This is a genomic window from Acetobacterium sp. UBA5834 (assembly GCF_002435675.1).
Taxonomy (GTDB): domain Bacteria; phylum Bacillota; class Clostridia; order Eubacteriales; family Eubacteriaceae; genus Acetobacterium; species Acetobacterium wieringae.
The window spans coordinates 80,906-105,904 of record NZ_DJGY01000060.1 but is presented as its reverse complement, the minus strand read 5'-3'; the positions used below and the strand labels follow the sequence as shown (position 1 = coordinate 105,904).

Annotated in this window: 21 protein-coding genes and 1 riboswitch; of the genes, 12 read left to right on the top strand and 9 right to left on the bottom strand. The window is 46.0% G+C overall.

From position 1 onward, the window contains the following. Positions 1-12: 12 nt before the first annotated feature. From B3F51_RS12045 to B3F51_RS12020, 6 genes are all read left to right on the top strand, one after another. On the top strand, positions 13-1,293 hold the full coding sequence (locus B3F51_RS12045; RefSeq protein WP_187389143.1) for a 5-bromo-4-chloroindolyl phosphate hydrolysis family protein: 1,281 nt from the start codon (positions 13-15) through the stop codon (positions 1,291-1,293). Between the two features lie 82 nt (positions 1,294-1,375). After that, positions 1,376-2,527, top strand: coding sequence for a toxic anion resistance protein (locus B3F51_RS12040; protein ID WP_148636275.1), 1,152 nt, complete (start codon positions 1,376-1,378; stop codon positions 2,525-2,527). 369 nt (positions 2,528-2,896) lie between these two features. Beyond that, positions 2,897-3,706 carry an alpha/beta fold hydrolase gene (locus B3F51_RS12035; protein WP_286947312.1) on the top strand — a complete coding sequence of 270 codons (810 nt, stop codon included), beginning with the start codon at positions 2,897-2,899 and terminating at the stop codon, positions 3,704-3,706. 89 nt (positions 3,707-3,795) lie between these two features. After that, positions 3,796-4,965, top strand: a complete 1,170-nt coding sequence (locus tag B3F51_RS12030) for a glycerate kinase (RefSeq protein WP_286947311.1) — start codon at positions 3,796-3,798, stop codon at positions 4,963-4,965. Continuing rightward, on the top strand, positions 4,966-6,147 hold the full coding sequence (locus tag B3F51_RS12025; RefSeq protein WP_286947310.1) for a CdaR family transcriptional regulator: 1,182 nt from the start codon (positions 4,966-4,968) through the stop codon (positions 6,145-6,147). Between the two features lie 209 nt (positions 6,148-6,356). Further along, entirely contained in the window at positions 6,357-7,613 is a 1,257-nt protein-coding gene (locus tag B3F51_RS12020) for an HlyC/CorC family transporter (RefSeq protein WP_286947308.1), read from the top strand. A 62-nt stretch (positions 7,614-7,675) separates the two neighbouring features. Here B3F51_RS12020 and B3F51_RS12015 read toward each other — a convergent pair whose 3' ends face one another. After that, positions 7,676-9,160, bottom strand: a complete 1,485-nt coding sequence (locus B3F51_RS12015; RefSeq protein WP_286947306.1) for a B12-binding domain-containing radical SAM protein — start codon at positions 9,158-9,160, stop codon at positions 7,676-7,678. 503 nt (positions 9,161-9,663) lie between these two features. Between B3F51_RS12015 and ltrA the strand changes: the two genes are divergently transcribed. Next, positions 9,664-10,929 (top strand): group II intron reverse transcriptase/maturase, encoded by a 1,266-nt coding sequence (ltrA, locus tag B3F51_RS12010; RefSeq protein WP_148636887.1) that lies wholly within the window; start codon positions 9,664-9,666, stop codon positions 10,927-10,929. A 126-nt stretch (positions 10,930-11,055) separates the two neighbouring features. Here ltrA and bzaD read toward each other — a convergent pair whose 3' ends face one another. From bzaD to thiC, 5 genes are all read right to left on the bottom strand, one after another. After that, entirely contained in the window at positions 11,056-12,384 is a 1,329-nt protein-coding gene (gene bzaD, locus B3F51_RS12005; protein WP_286947305.1) for a B12 lower ligand biosynthesis radical SAM protein BzaD, read from the bottom strand. 25 nt (positions 12,385-12,409) lie between these two features. Next, positions 12,410-13,474 (bottom strand): class I SAM-dependent methyltransferase, encoded by a 1,065-nt coding sequence (locus tag B3F51_RS12000; protein WP_286947304.1) that lies wholly within the window; start codon positions 13,472-13,474, stop codon positions 12,410-12,412. Next, positions 13,455-14,543 (bottom strand): nicotinate-nucleotide--dimethylbenzimidazole phosphoribosyltransferase, encoded by a 1,089-nt coding sequence (cobT, locus tag B3F51_RS11995; RefSeq protein WP_250933103.1) that lies wholly within the window; start codon positions 14,541-14,543, stop codon positions 13,455-13,457. The genes B3F51_RS12000 and cobT overlap by 20 nt, the downstream gene beginning before the upstream one ends. 209 nt (positions 14,544-14,752) lie before the next feature. Beyond that, a complete protein-coding gene (bzaB, locus tag B3F51_RS11990; RefSeq protein WP_286947301.1) occupies positions 14,753-16,036 on the bottom strand; it encodes a B12 lower ligand biosynthesis ThiC-like protein BzaB in 1,284 nt (427 codons plus the stop codon). Next, complete coding sequence (gene thiC, locus B3F51_RS11985) at positions 16,033-17,340, bottom strand: phosphomethylpyrimidine synthase ThiC (protein ID WP_286947299.1); 1,308 nt, start codon at positions 17,338-17,340, stop codon at positions 16,033-16,035. Before thiC ends, bzaB begins: the two co-directional genes overlap by 4 nt. Before the next feature lie 94 nt (positions 17,341-17,434). After that, positions 17,435-17,614, bottom strand: a riboswitch (cobalamin riboswitch). A gap of 133 nt (positions 17,615-17,747) precedes the next feature. On the opposite strand from thiC, the gene B3F51_RS11980 reads away from it, so the two are divergent. From B3F51_RS11980 to B3F51_RS11970, 3 genes are all read left to right on the top strand, one after another. After that, entirely contained in the window at positions 17,748-18,203 is a 456-nt protein-coding gene (locus B3F51_RS11980) for an NfeD family protein (protein WP_286947296.1), read from the top strand. A gap of 15 nt (positions 18,204-18,218) precedes the next feature. Further along, positions 18,219-19,172 (top strand): SPFH domain-containing protein, encoded by a 954-nt coding sequence (locus B3F51_RS11975; RefSeq protein ID WP_286947293.1) that lies wholly within the window; start codon positions 18,219-18,221, stop codon positions 19,170-19,172. A 93-nt stretch (positions 19,173-19,265) separates the two neighbouring features. Continuing rightward, on the top strand, positions 19,266-21,029 hold the full coding sequence (locus tag B3F51_RS11970) for an ABC transporter ATP-binding protein (RefSeq protein ID WP_070372822.1): 1,764 nt from the start codon (positions 19,266-19,268) through the stop codon (positions 21,027-21,029). Here the strand turns inward: B3F51_RS11970 and larE are convergent. Then, positions 21,026-21,841 (bottom strand): ATP-dependent sacrificial sulfur transferase LarE, encoded by an 816-nt coding sequence (gene larE, locus B3F51_RS11965; protein ID WP_070372742.1) that lies wholly within the window; start codon positions 21,839-21,841, stop codon positions 21,026-21,028. The genes B3F51_RS11970 and larE overlap by 4 nt on opposite strands. A gap of 233 nt (positions 21,842-22,074) precedes the next feature. Between larE and B3F51_RS11960 the strand changes: the two genes are divergently transcribed. Next, a complete protein-coding gene (locus B3F51_RS11960) occupies positions 22,075-22,809 on the top strand; it encodes a glycoside hydrolase family 25 protein (RefSeq protein ID WP_070372741.1) in 735 nt (244 codons plus the stop codon). A gap of 69 nt (positions 22,810-22,878) precedes the next feature. Here the strand turns inward: B3F51_RS11960 and B3F51_RS11955 are convergent, their stop codons facing one another. Further along, positions 22,879-23,265, bottom strand: coding sequence for a desulfoferrodoxin family protein (locus B3F51_RS11955; RefSeq protein WP_070372740.1), 387 nt, complete (start codon positions 23,263-23,265; stop codon positions 22,879-22,881). Positions 23,266-23,430: 165 nt separating this feature from the next. On the opposite strand from B3F51_RS11955, the gene B3F51_RS11950 reads away from it, so the two are divergent. Beyond that, complete coding sequence (locus B3F51_RS11950) at positions 23,431-24,048, top strand: NUDIX hydrolase (protein ID WP_070372739.1); 618 nt, start codon at positions 23,431-23,433, stop codon at positions 24,046-24,048. Positions 24,049-24,099: 51 nt separating this feature from the next. Here B3F51_RS11950 and B3F51_RS11945 read toward each other — a convergent pair whose 3' ends face one another. Continuing rightward, positions 24,100-24,813 carry a hypothetical protein gene (locus B3F51_RS11945; RefSeq protein WP_070372738.1) on the bottom strand — a complete coding sequence of 238 codons (714 nt, stop codon included), beginning with the start codon at positions 24,811-24,813 and terminating at the stop codon, positions 24,100-24,102. Positions 24,814-24,999 lie beyond the last annotated feature (186 nt).

Here is a 24,999-nt window from a genome sequence, read left to right as displayed (position 1 = left end):
GGGAGGTCAAGGATGGCAAAAAAAGATTATTCGAATATTGGTAATGATATTAAAGATATTGTTCAGGATGCCTTGAATTCAGAGGAGTTCAAAGAACTGAATAAAAACATTACTGCAACTGTCGCCCGGGCCATGGATGAGGTCAAACGCAGTGGTGAGTATTGGCAGGAGCAGCAACGTCAGCAGCGGGAAAATAATCAGAAAGCCAAACGGCAGGCAGCTAATGGCAGAAGAACCCGGGAAAAAATAAACAAGCCGCAGCCACCGGAAATGGTTGCCAGAAACGCTGTTCAGAATGCCTACAGTCCGGTTAAAAAACAGCCCAATAATTTGATTTCAAAATCACCGCACGGTCGGGTTTCCGGCATGTTACTGATGGTCTTTGGAAATATCGGCATTGGGGTGTCACTGTTATTGCTACTGATATTTTCATCAGTATTTGGCTTTACCTTTACCAGTATGCCGCTTCTGGGAATCAGTGCTGGTATTTTGTTGCCAATTTTTACGGTCAGTGCGCTGATGTCGGCCAAGGGCTCAAACCTGCGGGGGCGGGTGAAGCGCTTTCGCCAGTATGCCAGCCGCCTCAGAGGTCGCGAATTCTGTAAGATCAGTGATTTGTCTGATCCGATTGGTCGCAGTAAGAAATATGTGGTCAAGGATCTGCGCAAAATGATCAGTCTGGGAATGTTTCCCCAGGGACGATTTGATGAAAATGAAGAATATCTGCTGATCAGCGATGAAGCCTATCAGAACCATTTAAAGCTTAAAGAAGGAAAAAAACTTCAGGAAGAAAAAGCGCGCATGGAACAGGTAGCGCTGGATCAGAAAAGAAAACTGGAAACGGAAAATCCGGAAATGAAGGCGGTTCACGAGGTAATTGCCGAGGGGCAGGATACCATCCGGCAGATCAATGAGGCAAATATAGCCATTGAAGGCGAAATCATTTCTCAGAAACTGGATCGGTTGGAAAAAGTGATCACCAAGATTTTTGAATTTATAGAAGAAAACCCCGATGGTTTGCCGGAAATTCGCAAGTTTATGGGCTATTATCTGCCAACTACCCTAAAGCTGGTTTCGGTTTATCGAGATCTGGATGCGGAACCGATTCAAGGGGCCAATATTCAGGCCACCAAAAAAGAAATCGAAGATACCCTGGATACCATCAGTCATGCCTTTGAAAACCTGCTCGACAGTTTTTATGAGGATACCGCCATGGATGTCTCTACTGATATCTCGGTACTCAACACCATGCTGGCCCAGGAAGGGCTGACAAACAGAGAATTCAAAAAATAATCGCATCAGTTAAGAAATGATGAGTTTCGATAAAGTAACTATTAAAGATGACTAACCCAAAATTATAACGAGGAGTATTGCAATGGAAGATAGTATGAACGATTATTCCCAGGTAACCCCGACCCTGACCTTTGACCCATTTGAGGAAGAAAAAGCCGTAACGACCAATATCGATCAGGAACTAAAGGGGGAACGGGAAGTATTTGACGAAAGCCGACTGACCCCGGAAGAGCGAAAAATGGTCGACGATTTTGCCAGTAAAATCGACCTCACCAATTCCAGTCTAGTGATGCAGTTTGGGGTTGGGGCCCAGAAAAAAATCGCTGATTTCTCCGAAACGGCCCTGAATAATGTCCGCACCAAAGACATGGGTGAAGTGGGCAAAATGCTCGGCGATATGGTCATGGAATTACGAAACTTTGATATCGAGGAGGAAGACAAAGGCTTTTTAGGCTTTTTCAAAAAAAGCAGCAATAAGCTCAGCTCCATGCAGACCCGGTATGCCTCCGCTGAAAGTAACGTTAACCGGATCTGTGAAGCCCTCGAAAAACATCAGGTGCAACTGTTAAAAGACGTGGCGATGCTGGATAAGCTTTATGATGTCAACAAAACCTATTTCAAAGAGTTATCAATGTATATTTTGGCCGGGAAAAAGAAACTTCAGGAAGTCGAAACCAAAGAATTACCGGAGCTGATTAAGCGGTCTCAGATCAGCGGACTGCCGGAAGATGCACAGGCGGTGAATGATTTGTCAGCGATGTGCAACCGCTTTGAGAAAAAAATTCATGATCTGGAACTGACGCGGATGATCTCGATTCAAATGGCTCCGCAGATCCGACTGGTACAGCATAATGATACCCTGATGGCTGAAAAAATTCAATCGTCCATTGTGAACACCATTCCACTCTGGAAAAGCCAGATGGTGCTGGCCCTGGGGGTGGTCCATTCCGGCCAGGCAGCTAAAGCCCAGCGGGAAGTCACCAATATGACCAATGAATTATTGAGAAAGAATGCGGAAACTTTAAAGATGGAATCCATTGCCACTGCCAAAGAATCGGAACGGGGCATTGTTGATATCGAAACCCTGCGTATTTCCAACGAGTCGTTGATTTCAACCTTTGACGAGGTGTTACGTATCCAGACTGAGGGACGCCAGAAACGAAAAGAAGTGGAAGCTGAGCTGGAAAAACTGGAAAATGATTTAAAAGTTAAAATGCTGGAAATTAGAAAATAAATAAGAAATATATTAAAAAGACAATCAGTGCTAAAGACTGGTTGTTTTTTTTAGTAAGCATCATTCAGCTGATCATTGCTTACTGATTGCTAATCGGCCAGAGGCTTAAGAAGATGACACTATATTCGATTAAAAAATTAATAATTGTATAATTGTCCAATGGATAGGTAATTAGTTGGCTTTAATACCATTGATAACTGTTAGAGATTGGGTATAATTATAATCAATAGTATTTTGCTAAGCGCATCAAGCGGGAATCTTCGTAGCTCGATCTTGGTTGAGCCGATATTTTCTGAAATGGCGTAAATCAACAAGGTTTAACAAACTGGCGTAGCGGGCAAGGTATTTATCAATTATAGGAGGAAAGCTATGGCAACTTTTTTTACCAATGATCATGTTGAATTGTATTATGAGGTAAAGGGTACAGGAAGCCCCTTACTGATGATTCCCGGATGGACGTGTACAACCCAGTTTTTTAAAAAGAACAGCGATGTTCTGGCCAAAGATTTTCAGGTTATTTTACTGGATTTCCGGGGACATGGCGAATCGGAAAAGGTCTTACACAGTCACCGGATCTCCCGCTATGCCATGGATGTCAAGGAATTGCTGGATCAACTCGATGTAAAGGATGTCACCGTGTTGGGGTGGTCCATGGGGGTTGCTGTTCTGTGGAGCTATCTGGAATTATTTGGTAACCATCGGGTGAGCAAACTGATTTGTGTTGACCAGGCACCACTTCAGTATACCGGGCCAGATTGGCTTTGGGGACAGAATGGTTGTTATGATGTAGAAATGTTTATCCGAACCTGCTGTGCCATCGAATATGCACCGCGCGAAAGTGCAGAAGGCTTGGCTTTTGGCTGTCTCTACCATCAACCGACACCAGAAGAAGTAAAATTTATAGCCGACGAAATATCAAAATGCCCACCGAAGGTGCGAATTGAGATTATGCGGGATCATACCAACTTAGACTGGCGGGATTTGTTGCCATTGATCAATCTCCCCACTCTGGTGTGTGTAGCCCGACACAGTGCAGTCTTTGACTGGCAGGGCAGTGGCTATGTTGCTGAGCAGATTCCCGAAGCACAACTGGTGTTTTTTGAAGATTCCGGTCATATGCTTTTCTGGGAAGAAGCCGAAAAATTCAATCAAGTCGTTGCCAATTTTATCAAAGCCTAAAAAAATAGTGTCAACAATAGCATGGGTTGTTGCTTTACCCATGCTATTATTTTTAAGACTCAAGAAAACGAATTGAAAGGAGAACCCAAATGAAAATCGTGATTGCTCCGGACTCCTTCAAAGGATCTTTATCAGCTACTGCAGTTTGTGACATTGTCGAAGGTGCGATTCTAAAAATTATGCCAACCGCTGAGATTGTGAAGATACCCATTTCTGATGGGGGAGAGGGGCTGGTGGAGGTACTGGTCAGGCACCAATCCGGTGAAAGGATCACAATAAAAGCAAAAGACCCCTTAGCCAGAGAAATAACCGCGGCCTACGGAATTCTCCGCGGCGGGGTGGCAGTAATTGAAATGTCGGCCGCTTCTGGTTTGCCACTACTTACTGATGACGAGCGTAATCCGTTGAAAACAAGTACCTATGGCACCGGAGAAATGATTGCCGATGCCATTAAGCGGGGCTGTCGCAAGATCATTCTGGGTTTAGGGGGCAGTGCCACTAACGACGGCGGATTGGGCGTTGCCAATGCTCTGGGGGTATGTTTTTATGATCAGGAGATGGAACGGCTAGAACCAATTGGTGAAAATTTATGTCGGGTGAAAACAGTCGATACCAGTAAGGCCGAGATCTTATTAAAGGGAGTGGAGATTACCGTTGCCTGCGATGTAGAAAATGTCCTTTGCGGCCATCTGGGAGCAGCAGCAGTTTATGGACCCCAAAAAGGTGCCAACCCGGATATGGTGACTTTTCTGGATCGGGGACTCGAAGCTTTTGGTCAGTTGCTGGAGATGAAAACGGGGATGAAGCTGATCCAATTAAAAGGGATCGGTGCGGCCGGTGGGATGGCCTTACCTTTGGTGGCTTTCTTCAATGCGCAGCTAAAATCTGGTCTCGAGATTGTATTGGATGAAATTGGTTTTGATTCTGCAATTTGCGGGGCAGATATGATTATTACCGGTGAAGGGAAAACCGATGCGCAGAGTGTGATGGGCAAGGTAATTTCTGGGGTCGGAAAACACGGAAAAATCCAGAATATCCCAGTTGTGGTGATCTCCGGCGCCTTGGATGTGGGCTATGAAACCATCTATCAGTGTGGCGTGGTGGCGGCTTTTGCTCTCTTTAGCAATGATCGGGGGCTGGCATGGCACATGGAAAATGCGGCTGAATTATTGGAGCAACGCATTTGCGACCTTTTTCGTTTTCTGGCGATTATCTGTATGATCCCACAAAATTCAAGTCAGAAAAAAAGGAGTGGATAGATGCTGGATAAAAAAATAGCGCAAAAAATAGCCGATGAGGTGATGAACACCTTGGGTTATAACAGCAATGTTATGAATAAGAATGCCATTATTATTGGGAGCGGTTTACCGGAGCGACTGGGCACCTTTCACGAAACTGCGATGTTTGCCATCCGTCATTCCGTTACTTGTGAAGTCACCGAAGAGGAGGCCAAAAAACTTCAGGGTGTAAAGCCAGGGATCAATATGCCGATTGTGGATAAAGCTGGTGATGTCATCGGGGTAGTGGGAATAACCGGCGATCCGGATGAGGTACGCAACATTGGCAAACTGGTGAAAATGACCGCCGAACTGATCATTGAACAGCAGGAAACGATGAACCGCTTCTATACTCACCGTAACGACAAGGAAATATTTTTAAATACCTTAATCAGCGAGCAGCGAACCATCAGTGAAGAAGAAATAACGGATTGGGGCGAGCGCATCGGTTATAATATGGAAAGCAATCGGGTGGCGGTCATTCTGAGTTTTACTGCGGATTATCAAAATTCGGAAGAAAGTATGCTTGAAAATATCCTTAACCAGATCAAGCAGTCAGACAGCCATTTAAAAAATGACATCTCATCAGTGATGTCCGGTGGTTTTATTTTAGTGTTTAAATGCCTTAAAAAAACCGAACCATGGGAAATCGAAAAAACGATCAAAAGATATTTGGATGATTCAATCAATAGTGAAGATGTCAAAAATATGCAGTGTTTTGTAGGTAGCTACTACCTGGGGATTGAGGGTTACGTGAAATCGTATGCCGATGCCTATGGAATGTATCGCAGTGGTGTTTATAAAAGAGATCAACATGTTTATTTTTCACATCAGCACTATTTCTGGCGGCTCTATAATCAATTGGACAAGGAAACGTATGCGTTGGCGGTGGAACCATATATAAAAAAAATACAGAAATATTTCGGAAAAGGTACGGATGAAGCGATGTTGACCATGCGCAAAATAATTGAACATCACTTTCATTTTGATTTAGTGGCTGAGGATTTGTTTATCCATAAAAATACGGTTATTTTTAGAAAAAAGAAAATGGAGGAGTGTCTGGGATTTCCGATCAAATGTGGCAGTGATGACAATCTTTTATTTATGATAATTCTTAATCATTATGAAAAATTAAAAAAAATTAAAGATCAGCCAATCAGGTAAAATTTTGCAGATATTATGGAATTGTAACTAAAAATATGATATTATAGTGACAAATAATATTTGAAAGAGGAATAGAATTGGACGACGTACCGTTATATGAGACAAAAACGAAAACAAAAACGAAAACAAAAACGAAAACAACAACTCAATTGACCAGACCATTGATAGTGATGGCTGATGGATCTGTTTACTGGGAGGAATCTTAGTCAATGGATAGTAGTATGATAGGATTTATAATTGTTCTGGGGGTGATGTTGCTGATGTCGGCATATTTTTCGGCGACAGAAACGGCATTTACATCCCTTAATCGTATTCGCATTAAGAATCTGGCAAAGGATGGTAATAAGCGCGCAGCACAAGTACTGGCGCTTTCTGATCGCTATGATGCGTTATTGTCAACGATTCTGATTGGTAATAACATCGTTAATATCGCCTCGGCTTCGATTGCCACAGTGGTGTTTGTTCAGTATTTTGGCAATGCTGGCGTAACCATTTCTACTGCAGTGATGACGGTGCTGGTGCTGATTTTCGGCGAAATTTCGCCCAAAAGTCTGGCCAAAGATTCACCGGAAAAATTTGCAATGTTTTCAGTCCCCTTTATCCGATTGCTGATGTTTCTTTTAACACCGGTCAATTTTCTTTTTTCACAGTGGAAGAGGATGCTGGATCGATTGTTTAAGGTCAGCAGTGAACGCAGTATGACTGAAGAAGAACTGCTGACAATTGTCGAGGAAGCTGAAAATGATGGTGGCATCGATCTCCAGGATGGGGAACTGATCCGTAGTGCCATCGAATTTAATGACCTGGATGTGGATGACATCCTGACCCATCGGGTCGATGTCGTAGCGATTGATATGGATAACCCCAAGGAAGATATTGCCAAAATCTTTTTTGATACCGGCTTCTCCCGGTTGCCGGTTTATCAGGGCACCATTGATCAGATAATCGGTTTTATCAGTTATAAAGACTTTACCCATTACGTAGCCAATGGCAAAAGCAGTTTGGAGGAAATTATCAATCCGGTGGTTTTTATTACCCCAAACATGAAGATTTCCAAGCTATTAACCCTGCTTCAACAGAAAAAATGCCATATTGCAGTGGTGTCCGATGAATACGGCGGAACCGCTGGGATTGTTACCCTGGAAGATGTCATTGAGGAACTGGTGGGGGAAATCTGGGACGAACACGATGAGGTCATTGATGAATTTGTAAAAATTTCAGATCATGAGTACCGGATTCTAGGTAAAGCCAATCTGGGAAAAATGTTCGATCTGTTTGATATGGATGACGATTTTGATGTGATTACCGTTGGGGGTTGGATTGTTGAATTTCTCGATCGGGTTCCGGAGGTTGGTGAAAGTTTTGAGTTTGAAAATTTGGGCTTTACCATCACCCAGGCGGACGAACGGCATGTGATCGAAATTGTTGCAGTCAAACATGAGATTGTTGATGCTGAAGAAAAATAACCTTGTACAAAAATAAGAAAAATACGTCTGACAGACTAAAAGCTGTCAGGCGTATTTTCATGTCAGGCCATAATACCGTCAACCGTACCAATAAAGGTGTCCACATAGGTGTTGCGCTGATCAGTGCTGATTTGTTGATGCTTCAGCAGGCAAAGATAATCGTCAAAGGTTTGGATCAGCAGTTGATTGACCAGTCGGTATTTTTCGAGGATCACCGGGTCTTTCTTAACGCTCAATTCCCAGGTATCCTTCATATAAGAAAAGATATGATTGGTCATGTCCCGCATCATCCCGGCCAGCATTGCGACCTGGGGGTTTTGATAATCGGTATCTGCCTCATAGGTGGAATGTTTGGAAATGTTCAGTCGACCTTGTTTTTGCAGGGTTTGATAGGAAGAGCTGCCCTGCAGGATAATCATATGATGATAGAGCACATTGACACTGATCTCCAGTTTATCTAAAAGGGCATTGCGTTTTAAAAAGTCGTAATTGACTTTCAGATCTTCCAGGGTCGAATCAGGCTCAAACATAATAAAACCGACGCTGGGTTCGATCCCGTATTTCCTGAGAATCCGCAGGGCGTTTTCATTATCGGCCACTGTGGTCAGCTTATTAAGTCGTTTAAGAGCTTCATCCCGACCACTTTCTAATCCGATGAGGATGTGCTTAAGACCGGCGTCCACCAAAGATTCGATGGTTTCCTCTTCGATATCGTCGGCTCGGGCTTCAATGCCAAAGTGGATCTGGCGTTCTTTTAAGAGACGGGCCAGTTTCAGGACCCGCTCTTTACCGGCATGACCGGGGCCGTAAAAGTTGGGATCCATAAAGTAAAAGTAGCGGATATCCGTTTCTTTCATCACTGCATCAATTTCGGCAATGATATTTTCCGGGCTTCGTCCCCGCCATTTCCTTTTAATATCACCATAGTAGGGGTTGATGTAACAGAATGTACAGCCGCCGTAACAGCCGCGACTACCGGAGATATTGACCTCACCAAACGAATAGGAACCCTTGCTGCGCAGGGGAAAGGGTAAGGCATCGATATCGATAACCACCTCGCCTCGGGTGGCGACAATGCTGTTATCAGTGCGCTTGGCAATTCCCGCATCAGGGACGGTCGGAAATTCTTCAACAAGTTTTAAAAAAGTCAGCTCGGTCTCGCCCAACAGAGCGGCATCAATGGCGGGGCAGCGGTTCAAGATTTCCTCATAGGCAAAGGTGGGGTAAAATCCATAAACACAGACATAGGCAATCCCGTAGCTTTGTTTGACGTGTTCGATAAATTGATACAGGGTCTGATTGTCCTTCCAGTGATACACCAGATGAATCCCTAAAATTGTCGGCGGCTGGGCCGCAATTTGTGCTTCAATGGCCGGATAATCCAGCTGTTCCAGATAAGCGTCCACAATGGTTACTGGAATGTTGTTGGCAGCCAGCATGCCACCGATGTAGCCGGTGTTAAGACAGGCGGACAGGGGGGCATTGGCGATATCGTTACAGCGATCAGCGCTGATGGAACGGGGATGCTCGAGTAGAATGACGTTCATGAGGTGTGCGCCAGTTCGGTGTCAGATATTTAGCTGGTGGAAATCCAGTCTGGTAAGGTTTAGCAAACCGCCAGTACCGAGTCCTTGGAGCCTTAAAGGCCAACAATAAGGTTTAAGCGTAGGACAGGGAGCAGGAAAGCCGTAATGCGAAAGCGTGAAGTGATAGAGTTCCGTCATAGAATCGATTGTATGGGATGGCCTTTTACCTTCGAGGGTCATCAAGAAGGAATAATCGTTAAAGCGAGATTATGAAAACATACCGGAATCCGAGAGCACGGCATACCTGACAATGTGATATCTGAGATACCTGGGAGGCCCGGGTGGTTCTGCCAGAGAGCAGTAGGGAGTATCGGCCAAAGCAATGGTGAGTATAAACGAAGACCACTGGGGAGTCGGATTAGTTCATAGTACCGATGAAAGTAGTAATGACACGGGAGGGAAGGGACTAACAGTAAGAAGCTTCTGCGGACAAAACATAGAAGGCACCAGGAGGCAAAAGGTCTATGGAAAAAGAGAAAGCGGAAATAGCCCATTTCGTTAAGAAATATGGGAAAGTACAGTCGTTGATGAGATATGTCAATCAGGAAACGCTAACAGAAATGTACCAAAAACAGCCGAACAAAAAGGCGGTGGGAGTCGATCAGATGACCAAGGAAATGTATGGAGTAAACTTCAAAGACAATCTGGATGATCTGCTGACAAGAATGAAGAAATTTTCATACAAACCATTGCCCGTTAGACGAGCTTACATACCAAAAGGTAATGGGAAACTCAGAGGATTAGGGATCCCATCATTTGAGGACAAACTGGTACAGGGTGTATTCAAAGAAATACTGGAAGCGATTTATGAACCGAAATTCAAAGATTTTTCATATGGTTTCAGACCAAATAAAAGCTGTCATGATGCAATCCAAAAGGTAAACAAGCATATCATGGCGGATAAGGTAAACTACGTGGTTGATGCAGACATTAAAGGGTTCTTTGACAATATCGACCATGAATGGATGATGAAATTTCTGGCACATGACATAGCAGATAAGAATTTTCTGAGATATATCAAAAGATTTCTGATCGGCGGAGTAATGGAAGACGGAAAGCGGCTGGAAACAGACAAAGGAACTGCCCAAGGCGGGCTAATATCGCCAGTGATGGCAAATGTCTACCTTCATTATGTACTGGATATTTGGTTTGACCATATCAAGCGCCGGGATTTTAAAGGCGAAATGTACATGGTGAGATATGCAGATGACTTTGTATGCATGTTTCAATACGAAAATGAAGCACAGAAATTCTATAAACTTCTGAAAGAAAGATTAAAGAAATTTAATCTGGAGGTTGCCGATGATAAAAGCAGAATAATGCCATACGGGAGATATGCAGGGACGAAAGAATCTTTTGATTTTCTGGGTTTTACCCATTATAATGCAACAACTCACTGGGGCAAATACTGTGTTCTTCATCGAACAAGTAAAAAGAAGCTAAAGGAAAAGAAACAAGCGGCGAAAAAGTGGCTTAAGGAACACATGCATGAAAGTATTCCAGATACAATAAAGAAGCTGAATGTCAAACTGAATGGTCATTACAGATACTATGGAATTTATGGAAATTTCATAGGTCTCAAGAAGTTCTACTGGTATATAAAAGAAATGCTGAGAAAGATCAAACGGAGACGAGACCAATCAGGATGGCTAACCTGGGAGAAATACAAGGCAATCCTAAAGATATATCCACTTGAGTATCCGAAGATATTTTTAAAAAGTGCTTATTAGGCGAATGGCTTACTGAAGAGCCGTATGCCTTAATTGGGCACGTGCGGTTCTGTGAGGGGCTTTTGAGACTCAATCCTTTCACTACAAAGAAAATAACCTTTGAAAAGGAGGGAGTCGAGATAGAGTCTACTCGACGACCTCCTGCCACATAAAGATATTTTTTTTAGTGTGATAGATTTCCAGTTCATACCGAGCCCGGTCGTAGGGCGCCGGGTTATAGTAAGTCGGGTAGAGCAGATCGGTTTCAGGGGTGATCACGCCATGCTCCAGCGCCTGTTGTTCGACCCTGGTGCCCGGTAAAATCCGGATATTATTAAGGACGATCGTGCCCAGGGTTTTGGAAGCGTGATGGATTTTATAAATCGCATCAATAAGTTCCTTGGCTTCTTGCTGGGTGGCGGCGGTATCCCCGGGCGTATTGACCAGAAAGTGATAAACGGTAACCGCGCCGCTGGCCGCCAGAACCTGAGCGGTGTCGAGGATATCCTGGACCTTCATATTTTTATCCAGCGCATCCAGTGCAGTCTGGCTGAGGCCATCGGGGGACAGTGAAAAACATTCACAGCCGGATTGGGTATAGAGCGCAACGTTTTCCTCGGTTAACAGGTTCTCCCGGAAAAAGCCGCTCCAGTTGATCGGGAGACCCCGCCGGATAATTTCGGCACAGATCGAATCGAGATGATCAACAGGAATATTAACCACCGAATCGGTGAAGTGAATTCGGGTGACACCGTAAGTTTCATAAAGAAACTGAATTTCGTCAACCACCGCTACGGGCGTGCGGCAGCGCATTTTCGTGCCCTGCAGCAGCGGGTAGGAACAATAGCCGCAGCAAAAACAGCAGCCCCGTTTGGTTTCCACGCCGATACTTTCGACATATTTGTTGACCGTGAGGTAGGGGCGGGGGTCCAGCAGATCGCGGTTGGGCATCACATAGTCCCGCATGTCATAATCGCCAACTGGTGGGACAATGATCACCGCTTCCTTTTCTCGATAGCAAAGCCCGGGTAGCCGGGGCGGATTGTTAAGGTTATTAAGTAACGGGACGATGATGTTCTCGGCCTCACCAGTGACTCCGAAATCAATTTCCGGGTAGTCCTGCATCAGTCGCTCCGGGAACAACGAAAAGCCAGTACCGCCAGCTAAGATTCTGGTCTCTGGTGCGTAGCGTTTAATCACCGCCAGGGTTACGGCAAAGCCGGGAATCAGCGATGAGGTTTTATTGCCCAGAGGATCAATGTTACGCAGCGAGAGACAGACCACATCCGGCTTATCGCTATCCAGCTGCTGCCGCAGATCCCCATAGGGATCGAGGGCCATATTCATGTCAAAAAGCGCTAGCCTGTGATCGGTGCAGCGTTCAACCTGGGAGGCTAAAACGACGATTCCAATCGGATAAACCCGCTCGATATCGATGCCCTCCATTGAAAGGGCCTGGATGAAAAGAATTTTCATGGTTTCTCCTTGGTTTGATTAGCAGTTAATTGGTATCTTGTTTAAAACAAAGGTGATCCAGTGCCGACTGGGATCGGGCGGCAAAGATCAGGGCCGTGTCAGTAGTTAGCGGTAGCAATGGTGAGGTGACCAAATCGTGCTTTTCCAGTTCAGCGATCACCCAGGCTCCGGAAAAAACCTTGCCGTTGTAGGTGTTTAAAAACATGTTGATATCGCTCAGATGCGCTTTGACGGGGTGATGTTCATTAAAAAAATCATGAATCAGGATGATGCCGTCATCGCTCAAATGGCTGGCCGCAGTTTTTAAGACCTGTTCATTTTCCGCTTCGGCGTAGGCATGAACAATATTAGAAAGAATAATCAGCTGATATTTTTGAGTTAGCTCCCATTCTGGCTCAAGAATATTGGCGGGATGATAGTAAACCCGATCAGAAAAAGTGGTGACCTCAACAATTTTTTGGGTCTGGGGCAGCATCTGTTTGATATCTAAAAGGGTTGCTTTGGTGTCCGGGAAAGCCTCCAAAAAGGCCAGCGCCATAGCCCCGGAGCCGGTTCCCACATCCAGAATAGCACCGCTTAGTTCCGTAAAAAAGGCGGTACAATCCTGGGCTTTAAGTTTGGCGACATTGTCCATAGCCCGGATATAGTTGGCCCGGCGCCGGTTCAGTTCAGCCTCGCTGATATCTTCCGGTAAAAAATTAACCCGACCGCCAGCAGACAGCGAGGCTTTGAGGGTATTCCAGTCATCGCGCAGGTTTTTTCGCCACAGAATTGAGTCACCCTGATAAAGAGGGCTATCTTTCAGTAGATATTCTTTGGTAATCAATTGGTTATAGTAAATGTTCTGGTGTTGTCCCAGCAAGCCAAGGCTTTTTAAAAGTGCCAGGTATCGTTTAAGGGCGCTTTCGTTGGCGCCAAGTTTGGGGGCGAGCTCAGCGAGACTGGCACCCCGGATTCCGAAATCATCGATGGTCTGAAAAAGATCCATCTCCAGCGCCGTAAACAGGGCATCGGAAACCCAGTAGGCCGTGGCCAGGTCTTCCAGATACTGACCGCCGTTGGTCTTAGGATCATATCCCTTCATGACCATTGGTTACTCCGGCATCGGCAAAGGTTAAGACGTCACAGATGACCCGGGCCGAGGATTCGACTAGGTGCATGGCTACCGCCGCTCCGGTGCCTTCACCCAGGCGGAAATTAAGGTTAAGCAGCGGTCTGAGCCCCAGGGCCTGCCACATCAGCTGATGACCCGGTTCTTCACTCTGATGGGAGGGGATCATGTAATCCAGCGCCTGGGGGCAAAGCGCCTTGGCAATCAGCGCACCGGCGGTGGAAATAAAGCCGTCCACCAGGACTGGTACCTGTTTGAAGGCGGCACCCAGAATCACTCCGGCAATCCCGGCGATCTCGAAGCCGCCGACTTTGGCGAGGACATCGATGGGGTCGGTTTTGTCGGGCTGATGGCGGTTAATCGATTCCCGGATCACTTTGATCTTATTAATCAGAGCGGCGTTATCAATCCCGGTGCCTCGGCCAGTGACGGATGAAACCGGATACTCGGCCATGACGGCCAGGATTGCAGCGCTGGGTGTGGTGTTGCCGATACCCATATCGCCGGTGGCCAAAAGGTTAATCCCCTGCTCTTCAATGACCTGAGCAGCCACGTTGATTCCGGCTTCCAGAGCAGCAATGGCTTGCTCCCGGGTCATTGCCGGTTCGTAGTAAAAATTCTTGGTGCCACGAGCGATTTTGCAGTCGATAATCGCACCTTGCTTAACCAGCTCGGGCATATCCACGGCGACGCCCATGTCGACAACAATCACTTCAGCCCCGGAGGCCTTCGCCAGAATGTTAATGCCAGCACCGCCTTTGACAAAGTTTTGTACCATCTGTGGGGTAACCTCCTGGGGAAAGGCGGAAACGCCTTCAGCCACAACGCCGTGATCTCCGGCCATGGTGATGACCATTTTTTTATCAACGTTGGGGCGGATGGTGCGCTGAATCCCGGCCAGTTGTTCAGCTACGACCAGTAGCTGACCGAGACTCCAGGGTGGAATGGCCAATTGTTCAATATGATCCCGGGCCGCCTGCCGCCACTTGGGATCAGCTGGTTCGGTGTTATCGATGACGTGTTTTAAGGTATATTTGGTTTCGATCATGGTACTTATCCCTTCTATATGGTATTAATTATAATGCACAGCGTTTCGGGAGGTCACGGACCTCCCCTACGGTCTGATGATTTAGATCGGGTGCTGTTTTTTTGGTGCACAAACAATCCGATAAACAATAACGAGACATCTATTTTAGCAAGGTAGTGATTGGTCAGTTCGGGGCGAACCGTGTTCGCCCGCATCACTTAAGCTATCATTTATGCCAGTCCAAAAAACTCAGCGGCCACATCGGCTGGACATTTGCTGTCGGTACAGACGGCACAGCCGTGGGATGGCGTCTGGGCCGCCAGGGCAGCAATCAGATTGGCCTGGTTAATGGCGTTTTTAACCTGTTCCTCCTGATTGCGGGCAACCCGGGCCCGGGACATCGCCAGATCGCGGTTCCAGGCGGCTTTACCACGTTTTAAGACATTAGCGGCATTAGCAGCGATCCGGGTGGTTTCGACACCGATACGGACATCGTCTTCATTGGGCAGACCCAGATGTTCGGCTGGAGTCAGATAACAAAGGAAGTCGGCCCCATGCATACCAGCAAAGGCTCCACCGATGGCACCGGATATATTATCATAACCGGGAGCAACATCAGTTGCCAGGAAGCCCAAAATATAATAGGGCACCTCAAAGCAAAGTCGTTTTTGCAGCAACATGGCTGAGGGTATATGGTTTAGGGGCACATGGCCGGGACCTTCCACCATCACCTGAACGCCAGCTGCCAGGGCCCGTTTGGTTAGTTCGCCAGCAACCATCAAGCCACGTAGGTGGGCTTGATCGAGGGAGTCGGCGTTGGCGCCGGGTCGGATGGCATCGCCGATGCTTAAAACTGTATCGGTGGCTTTAAGAATTTCCAGCAACCGGTCAAACTGTTCATAGAGGGGGTTTTCTTTATCATTATGGAACATCCAGCCGGTCAGCAGCGAGCCGCCCCGACTGCAGATATCGGCTACCCGACCGGTTTTTTTCAATATTTTGAGAAGATCCATATTTAAGGCCGAGTGCACAGCCATAAAATCCATCCCGGCCTGGCACTGTTTTTCCACCACTTCAAACAAGTCGTCGGCGGTCATATTGACCATCAAGCCCCGTTTATCAGCCGCTTCTTTGGCCGCCTGATACACCGGCACACAGCCAGCGGCGATATTGGAATTACTTAAACTCAAGGTCCGCATCGTATCGATATCGGCACCCATACTTAAATCCATAAAGCCATGGGCACCGGCGGCTTCAATGATTTTGAGCTTTTTGACTTCCATTTCCATGTCATCGCGGTCACCGGAGGTGCCCATCAGACCGTTAACTTTGACGTCCAGTCCGCCGCCGATGCCGCAGATTTTAGAACGGTTGCGCAATTTATTTTTAGGAATGACAATCCGGCCAGCGGCTACTCCCGCCCGGATAAATTCCGGGGTGAAGCCTTCGCTAATCGCCACCATTTCCATTTCTTCGGTAATTTTACCCGCCCGCGCTTTTAACATTTGGGTCATCGTTCGTTCCTCACTTCCTGGTTTTCGTCTCGTAAATACTTGCCGACAATTTTCATGGCACAGAAGTCGCCGCACATGCTGCACTCGGAGGCGAAGTTGGTGCTGCGATCTTTCCAGACTTTTGTGGCAGTTTCGGTATCGATGGCCAGTTCCATCTGTCGGCCCCAGTTGAGTTCCCGCCGGGCGTGGGACATTTCCAGATCCCAGGCAATCGCCGCCGGATGACCTTTGCCGACATCACCGGCATGGGCGGCAATGCGGCTGGCCATCACGCCCAGATAGACATCTTCGGCACTGGGCATACCGATGTGTTCGGCCGGGGTCACATAGCAGAGAAAGTCCGCGCCATAATAGGCGGCAATCGCTCCGCCAATGGCACCAGTGACATGATCCATCCCGGCCCCGGAATCAGTGGGCAGACAACCAAAGACAAAGTAGGGTGCACCACCGCATAATTGTTTTTGTAATTGGACAGTCGTTTGAATCTGATCCAGCGGCACGTGGCCAGGACCTTTAACCATCACCTGAACGCCAGCCGCCCGGGCCTTTTTAACCAGGCCGCCGAGGATCACCAATTCATGAACCTGAGCGCCATCCAGTGAATCAGCGATACAGCCGGGACGCATGCCGTCGGCAAAACTCAGGACGACATCATATTTTTTACAGATTTCCAGGACCCGGTCATATTGGGTAAAGAAAGGATTTTCACAGTGGTTGTGAATCATCCAGCCGATCAGATGGGAGCCTCCATAACTTACCAGGGGATCAATCCGGCCTTCTTCTTTGGCGCGGTTGATCACGTCCATGGTGGTGCCGCAGTGCAGGGCTAAAAAGCTGACACCATCAGCAGCCTGTTTTTCCATCATCGCAAACATGTCGTCGGCGGTCATATCTAAAGCGGTACCGTATTTTTCCTGAGCCATGGCCAGGGTTTGATACAGGGGCAGGGTACCGACTGGCCGATCCACTGTAGCTAAGACTTTTTCACGCATTGCATCGATTGGGCCCCGGACACTTAAGTCCATCAGGGTATCGGCCTTGGCCTTAATGGCCTGGTCAATTTTAGCCATTTCACCGGCGATGGTGTCGTCAACTTCATACATCCCGACGCTGGCTGAGACCTTGGTAAACAGTCCTTTACCGACTGCCACCGGGTTGATATTGGGGCGGGCGCTTTTAAGAATAACGATTTCGCCAGCGGCCACTCCCTGGCGAATCAGCTCGGGATCGAGTCCTTCTTTTTCGGCCACATAAATCATTTCGGCGGTGATTTCACCCGCCCGTGCTTTTTCCAGAATTGTCATTGTTTCCTCCTGAATGATTGTTGGTATTTTAGCAAATAAAAAAGTCCACAGCAGTTATTATAAAAATAACCGCCATGAACTTTACCTTCGTTCATTCAGGATCGATCATAGGCAGGTCTCCTGACTTGGGGTTTTAGCGCTACGCCACACCTTCCCATTAAAAAACAGTGGTCTTTGTGGTTTGCTCCGCCCTTACAGTGATGGGTTCGTTCAGGACTCTCACCTGATTCCCTATTCTCCTTATTGCTAAGGCACCATATGCTCGCTTTTCGATTTACTTGTTTTTGATTATACAACCTAAAAAATAAATGTGCAAGAAAAAAATTAAAAAAATGATTTGGACAGTTGAGATAAAAAAAGAATCAAACTATGTTATAATAAATCAAATGAATGAGGGAGGTGAGAGGATGAATCTTGTTTTTATCTGGTTGATTTTGTTTATCGTTTTTCTGGTAGCTGAACTGGTTACAGCTGGGGCGTTGGTTTCAATCTGGTTTTGTGTGGGCTCTTTGGTGGCTTTAGTTGCTGCCTATTTTGGCGCGGCTTTCTGGGTGCAGATGATCGTTTTTTTTGTCGTTTCCATTGGTTTATTATTGGGTACAAAGCCGTTTTTAAAGAAACATCTGGATCCCAAAAAAATGGCGACCAATGCCGATCGGATACTTAAAAACCGGGGCATTGTTGAAGAAGAAATCAATAACCTCAAAGGTCAGGGGGCGGTCAAAATAGACGGGAAGTCCTGGTCAGCCCGAAATGTCGATGGTGAGGTTGTTATTCCGATTGGTGCTGAAGTGACTGTTGTGGGAATCGAAGGCGTTAAGGCCATGGTTCGGGCAGCTGAGAAAGAAACTATTTCAAAATAAAAGGAGGAAAAAAACATGTATGGACTCATTATTTTAGGTGTCATCTTTATCATTTTTATTGTTGTGATTATTGTCAATGCCAAGATTGTTCCTCAGGCCAATGCCTATGTAGTCGAACGGCTGGGAGCTTATCATTCTACCTGGGAAACCGGTTTTCATATTGCGATACCAATTCTAGACCGGATCTCCAAGCGAATCAGTTTAAAAGAGCGGGTAGCCGATTTTCCACCACAACCGGTTATCACCAAAGATAACGTCACAATGCAAATTGACACGGTTATATATTTGCAGGTAACCGATCCCAAATTTTATATGTATGGGGTGGATAATCCCATGAAGGCAATTGAAAACTTAACGGCTACGACCCTTCGTAATATCATCGGAGATATGGAGCTTGATGCAACGCTCACCTCCCGAGATGTCATTAATACCAAGATGCGGGTGATTCTCGATGAAGCCACCGATCCCTGGGGGATTAAAATTAATCGGGTCGAGCTTAAAAATATTATGCCACCAGAAGCGATCCAAAATGCGATGGAACGGCAGATGAAGGCCGAGCGGGAACGACGTGAAAAAATTCTTCAGGCCGAAGGGGAAAAAGCCAGCGCTATTCTGGTGGCAGAAGGTGAAAAATCGGCGGCAATTTTGCAGGCAGAAGGGTTGAAAGCGGCCGCTATTTTAAGCGCTGAAGCAGACCGGGAAGCCCAGATCAGACGGGCGGAAGGGGAAGCCGAAGCGATTATCACGGTTCAGGAAGCCGTTGCCAATGGGGTTAAAATGTTAAACGCTGCTGATCCAATCCAGTCGGTGATTGCGCTAAAAAGCCTATCAACCTTTGAAAAGGTAGCCGATGGCAAAGCCACCAAGATCATTATACCATCTGAAATTCAGAGTTTGGCCGGTCTGGCCACATCCCTCAGTGAAATTATGAAGGATCAGACTAAAGTCAGTCAGCAGAGTAATTTATAAACGACCATGAATGGGCAATTGGGAAACGGCAAGCCGTTTTTCGATTGCCCAAATTTTTTAACGAACAATTAAGAAAGAGGGCATATTTTGGAAATTACGAATACGCAACTTATCAAACGTTTTATACCCTATTATCAAAAATATAAATGGATTTTGTTATTGGATCTCTTTTGTGCGACCCTGACCACGGCCTGCGATCTGGTGTTGCCGCTGATCGTGCGGTTTATTACCAATGCCGCAATTAATGATTTGGCCAGTCTGACAGTGGAAACAATTCTTAAACTGGGACTGTTATATCTGATGCTGCGACTGATCGACGCAGTGGCTAATTATTTTATGGCCGATGTCGGTCATGTGATGGGGGCTCAGATCGAAACCGATATGCGCCGGGATCTTTTTTCGCATCTTCAGAAGCTGTCTTTTTCGTTTTACAGCGATACAAAAATCGGTCAGCTGATGTCCCGAATGACCTCGGATCTTTTCGATGTCACTGAGTTTGCGCATCATTGTCCCGAGGAATTTTTTATTGCCGGTCTGAAAATTGGAGTATCCTTTGGGATATTGGCCAGCGTTAATATCTGGCTGACGCTGATTATTTTTGCCGCATTACCGGTGATGCTTTTGACCACCACCTATTTTCGTAAGCGAATGCGCCGGGAAATGATGCGGTCGCGGGTTAAGACCGGGGACATCAACGCCCAGGTGGAAGACAATTTACTGGGAATTCGGGTGGTGAAGTCCTTTGCCAATGAAAGCATTGAAGAGCTGAAGTTTGAGGCGGGGAACAGTCAGTTTCTGGAAGTTAAACGAAAAACGTATCGTTATTTTGCAGGTTTCCAGACCACCACCCGGCTTTTTGACGGACTGATGTACCTGCTGGTAATGGTCTGCGGCGGGATCTTTATGATCAATGGTGCTATCAATCCTGGAGACTATGTGGCATATCTGCTGTATGTGACCACCTTGCTCACATCGATCCGCCGGATTGTCGAGTTTGCCGAACAGTTTCAACGAGGCATGACCGGGTTTGAACGCTTTATCGAAATTCTCGATCAACCGACCGAATATGAAAATCAGGCCAATGAGGTGGAACTGACTGACGTAGTGGGTGATGTCCGTTTTGAAGATGTCAGCTTTCAATACAACGATGGTGGTGATGCGGTGCTGTCTCATATCGATGTTGAGGTGAAGGCAGGGCAGAATATTGCCATTGTCGGACCGTCCGGCAGCGGAAAAACGACCATGTGTCATCTGATTCCGCGCTTCTACACTGTGAGCTCCGGCCGGATTTTGATTGATGGTCAGGATATTCAGGGTCTGACTCTCCATTCGCTGCGAACTCAGGTGGGGGTTGTTCAGCAGGATGTTTATCTTTTTTCGGGGACGGTCTATGAGAACATCAGCTATGGTCGGAATGATGCCGACCGGGACAGCGTAATTCAGGCAGCCAAACACGCCGGGGCCCATTCGTTTATTGAGAAGCTGCCCCAGGGTTATGATACCTATATCGGCGAACGGGGGATCAAACTTTCAGGCGGTCAGAAGCAGCGAATCAGTATTGCCCGGGTATTCTTAAAAAATCCACCGATTCTGATTCTTGATGAAGCCACCTCGGCTTTGGATAATGAAAGCGAACGGATTGTTCAGGAATCCCTAAAAGAGCTGACTCGGGGTCGAACGACCTTTACCATTGCTCATCGGCTGACCACCATCAAAAATGCCGACTCGATCTTGGTTCTTACCGAAGATGGGATTGTCGAAAAAGGCTCTCATGAGGAACTGCTCCGGGAAGAAGGGGTCTACTACGATCTCTACCAGATGTACCGGGAGCTGGATGAATTAAACGAAGAGTTTTAGCCGTTCATATTGCCGCAGTTGTAGCCAGCCAGGTCCAGGGTGATGGATTTGATGCCGAGGTTTTTCAGGGTGTCGATCAGGGCCAGGCGGTTGTCGATGATAACGGTAAAATCGTCAGGGTCGCATTCGATTTTAGCGGTATCGCCCAGCAGTCGCAGCCGGTATTGGCTTAAGCCCAGGGATTTGAGAAAATCCTCCCCGGCTTCTATAGCCGCCAGAGCGGCCGGAGTAATCGGCGTGTTGGTAGGAATCCGGGTGGCCAGGCAGGCCATCGCCGGTTTGGTGGCTGTTGGTAAGCCGTAATAGGCCGAGAGATCCCGGATATCCTGCTTGGTCAGTCCAGACTCTTTTAATGGGCTAAAAACCCCCAACTCACCCAAGGCTTTAATCCCGGGTCGATAGTCCTTCATATCATCAAGATTGGAGCCGTCCAGAATTACCTCGTAGCCATTGGCCAGAGCAGCATCTTTGATCTGGGTAAAAATAAATTTTTTGCAATGATAACAGCGATCAGTTGGGTTTTTGACAAAATTTTCCAATGCAAAGACATCGGCTTCAAGCACTAAGGGGATTGCTCCGATGGCTTTGGCCAGCGCTTGGGCTTCGGCAAATTCCGATCTGGGCAGCATCGCACCGTTAACGGTAATGGGCAATACAGCATCTCCCAGTACAGAAACTGCTACCTGCAGCAAGAGGGTACTGTCGACACCGCCGGAAAAGGCAATACTGACTTTGGGGAAACGTTTGATATTATCTTTCAAAACAACCAGTTTTTCGGCAAGAACCGGGGTTAGGATGGTATTTATTTCCATGGCATCTCCTTGTATGTATCAATTTGAATTCTTTGATTCGGATAATGGCTATATTATAACTCCTTAAGAGGGTTCCCCGCCAGTAAATATTTTGTTATAATGTTTACATTAAGTAAGTAATTGCGTAATTTATAAACATTGAAAAAGATTTACTTTGATGTCGGCTTTCGCAAACCGTCCGCGAAGCAAATTGCTATTACCAGGTTTACATTAAAAAGTAGGGGGAATATGGAATGTCCGTAAAAAAAGCTATCTCACTGGGAGTGGGAATTGGAGTTTTGTTTATCATTGTGCTAATTATATATGGGGTAACCCATACATTTAATCAGACCAAAAGGGAGGATCATCTGGTCAAAGGGGTGGATCTGTCTGCTTACCAGGGCGATATTGATTGGGAACTACTGGCTGATCAGAATATTGATTTCGCCTTCATCAAAGCCACAGAGGGTAATGATTATGTGGACACGAAATTTAAAACGAACTGGGAAGCGAGTCAGAAAACAGCCCTTAAGGTCGGCGCATATCACTTTTTAAATTATGACACGACGGGTAAAGCGCAAGCGCAGAACTTTATTGCCAATGTACCGGTTTCTGATCAGAACCTGCCACCGGTAGTTGATCTGGAATTGTATGGAATTTATGAAGACAATGCCTTACCCAAGGAACAGGTTAAGGTTATCCTTGATGAATTTCTAAAGGAACTGGAAAATCATTATGGGGTAAAACCAATAATTTATACCACCCAGCGCATTTTTAAAATGTATATTGGAACCGACTATAAAGATTATCAAATCTGGATCGTCGATCTGGATAATGCCTGGCCTGAAACGTTGCCAAACGGCGAAACCTTTACCTTCTGGCAATATAGTCACCGGGGTATGATGGACGGCTATGATGGTGATGAAACGTTTATTGATATGAACCTTTACAACGGCACTTACGCTGAATTTATTGAAGAATTCTTCTGACAATCTGAAAAAGCTGCCAAGACGGCAGCTTTTATAGTTACTGGATTATTTTTCACAGCATGTGTTTAATTATAAACTTGCTTTCCATAAACCATGAAGGTTACAATATTCATAGGCTGCAATGACTTTATCCCCAGGGGTTAGAGCAAATTCGGCTTTCGGTGCCCCGGTTTCGGCCAGACATTTTCGTTGGCCACCTTCGGTGGTTTCAAGATAGACCCAGGCGATATGGTGTTCAGGCGTCATTGGATGGGGAACACTACCAATATCAACGGTGACGGTATTGCCATTTACGGTGATGACAGGAACGTGTTTTTCCTGAGCGGCATCAGTCGTATTGGGAACAACTTCTGTCATGGGATCGCCACAGCAGATCATTTGAGCACCTGATTCGTGAATCATTCCTACGAAATTCCCACAATGTTTACAGACGAAAAATTTTGGTTCTTTACACATAATAGACCTCCTAAGTCAATGTTAATCTCTTTTGTTATATTCCCCAAAAATAAAGAAATAAACAAATTAGATTAATTCTTATCTACATTATAACATAAGATTTAAGAAAGTGAAGACACAAATTGTTAATTTTGAAAGGAGCGAAGCGTTGCTTCGAGAAGAAAGATGGAAAAACAATGGCTTTTATGGGCAAGAGAATTACAATCAATCTCACAGTCGGGGTTGACCTACTGCAAAAACGACTATGATCTGGTTCGCTATCGTGAAATTGAAAAGCTGTCCCGAGAAATCATCGAAAAACATACAGAGATTTCCCATGAGGTGATAAAAGATTACTATATCAGGGAAGAAGGCTATTTAACGCCCAAGGTCGATGTTCGGGGTGGTGTGATTGTCGACAATAAGATCCTGCTGGTTCGGGAAAAGATTGATGGTCGTTGGTCGCTGCCGGGGGGGTGGGCTGATGTCAACCGGACACCCCAGGAAAATGTCATTAAAGAAGCCTTTGAAGAAGCTGGAGTGCTGGTTAAGCCAACCCGACTGGTCGGGCTGCTGGATCGCAGTAAATGGGTCCAGGATACCTGTCCGTATACTATTTATAAGATCCTGATGCTGTGTGAATTACTGGAGGGGGACTTTAAATGTAACGCTGAAACCATCGAGAGTGGTTTCTTTGCCATGGATCAGCTGCCACCGTTGTCACTGGGGCGAACCACCGAAGCACAGTTGACCCTATTTTTTAAAGCCCACCAAAATCCAGAATATCATCCGGTGTATGACTAAAGCTCAATAAAACCCACAAAAACTGCTGAGTGGCTGTTTTTGTGGGTTAGCTCATACAACATATGTGGTTGGTATGTTGGTACAGGTAATTGGAGTCGTAATCATTTTGGAAACAGCACTTTGTCCCTGAGATTGCAAGGTTTCTTCCACTGACTTGTTAATGGGCAAGGCACCAGCAATCATTTGGCCGTCTTCCGAGGCCGGGAAAAAATTTCCGTTCTTGTTCAGGAAGGTGGCATATACCCGGTATTGGGTTACTCCGTTGGCATCGACAAAGGTGTAAAACCCATCCTTGTCTTCCACTGGGGTATAGAATCCAAAGGGGAGTTCACCATCGTAAACGGTGGGAATTCCGTTACCCTTGTCAACCTTGGTCAGGGGAGAACTGCCGTTTTTCAAGGCCAGATAAACGTTTTGTTCGTCGACCCGATAATCCATTTGATAAAAACCTTGCTCCAGCAAATGAGACTGGTCGTCAGAGATAGATTCTTTTTTGCCGTAAACATAGTAAACCGGTTCTCCGGCGGTATTGGTATAACCAAAAACACCAAATTGAACAGTGGTCGTAGCGCCATTGGGATCATCCGGGATGGGATTAGTGATGCTTAAAATCGAGTCAAGATGCAGTCCATTGGGGATGGTTGCTGATGTGGGAACCGTCATCAAGGTGAGATAGGCGGTGGTACCGTCATCTTTGTCACAACCGGCAAAGAGTAAAACAATCAGGGAAATTAGTATGATAAATAAGAATCTTTTTTTTGACATGCCGTCGCTCCTGTTTCAAAGTTAAGTATATTTTATAACACTTTTGGTACAATAGCAATCACACTTTGGTCACAATTATGTCTAAGAATCAAACTTTCCTTGTGATTATGATGCTTTTCGTTTAAAATAATATCAATGGTTGAGGTTATCGGTACGGGTTATAATTTTCATTTTACCCTAGCTTTA

Bases quoted from the DNA above. Each gene is read 5' to 3' on its own strand.
- larE (WP_070372742.1), bottom strand. From the start codon at position 21,841: ATGGAAATAAATACCATCCTAACCCCGGTTCTTGCCGAAAAACTGGTT.
- B3F51_RS12045 (WP_187389143.1), top strand. From the start codon at position 13: ATGGCAAAAAAAGATTATTCGAATATTGGTAATGATATTAAAGATATT.
- ltrA (WP_148636887.1), top strand. From the start codon at position 9,664: ATGGAAAAAGAGAAAGCGGAAATAGCCCATTTCGTTAAGAAATATGGG.
- B3F51_RS12035 (WP_286947312.1), top strand. From the start codon at position 2,897: ATGGCAACTTTTTTTACCAATGATCATGTTGAATTGTATTATGAGGTA.
- B3F51_RS11980 (WP_286947296.1), top strand. From the start codon at position 17,748: ATGAATCTTGTTTTTATCTGGTTGATTTTGTTTATCGTTTTTCTGGTA.
- B3F51_RS12025 (WP_286947310.1), top strand. From the start codon at position 4,966: ATGCTGGATAAAAAAATAGCGCAAAAAATAGCCGATGAGGTGATGAAC.
- B3F51_RS11975 (WP_286947293.1), top strand. From the start codon at position 18,219: ATGTATGGACTCATTATTTTAGGTGTCATCTTTATCATTTTTATTGTT.
- B3F51_RS12015 (WP_286947306.1), bottom strand. From the start codon at position 9,160: ATGAACGTCATTCTACTCGAGCATCCCCGTTCCATCAGCGCTGATCGC.
- bzaB (WP_286947301.1), bottom strand. From the start codon at position 16,036: ATGACCCAAATGTTAAAAGCGCGGGCGGGTAAAATTACCGAAGAAATG.
- bzaD (WP_286947305.1), bottom strand. From the start codon at position 12,384: ATGAAAATTCTTTTCATCCAGGCCCTTTCAATGGAGGGCATCGATATC.
- B3F51_RS12030 (WP_286947311.1), top strand. From the start codon at position 3,796: ATGAAAATCGTGATTGCTCCGGACTCCTTCAAAGGATCTTTATCAGCT.
- B3F51_RS11955 (WP_070372740.1), bottom strand. From the start codon at position 23,265: ATGTGTAAAGAACCAAAATTTTTCGTCTGTAAACATTGTGGGAATTTC.
- cobT (WP_250933103.1), bottom strand. From the start codon at position 14,543: ATGATCGAAACCAAATATACCTTAAAACACGTCATCGATAACACCGAA.
- B3F51_RS11960 (WP_070372741.1), top strand. From the start codon at position 22,075: ATGTCCGTAAAAAAAGCTATCTCACTGGGAGTGGGAATTGGAGTTTTG.
- B3F51_RS11950 (WP_070372739.1), top strand. From the start codon at position 23,431: ATGGAAAAACAATGGCTTTTATGGGCAAGAGAATTACAATCAATCTCA.
- B3F51_RS12000 (WP_286947304.1), bottom strand. From the start codon at position 13,474: ATGGTCATGAAGGGATATGATCCTAAGACCAACGGCGGTCAGTATCTG.
- B3F51_RS11945 (WP_070372738.1), bottom strand. From the start codon at position 24,813: ATGTCAAAAAAAAGATTCTTATTTATCATACTAATTTCCCTGATTGTT.
- thiC (WP_286947299.1), bottom strand. From the start codon at position 17,340: ATGACAATTCTGGAAAAAGCACGGGCGGGTGAAATCACCGCCGAAATG.
- B3F51_RS12040 (WP_148636275.1), top strand. From the start codon at position 1,376: ATGGAAGATAGTATGAACGATTATTCCCAGGTAACCCCGACCCTGACC.
- B3F51_RS12020 (WP_286947308.1), top strand. From the start codon at position 6,357: ATGGATAGTAGTATGATAGGATTTATAATTGTTCTGGGGGTGATGTTG.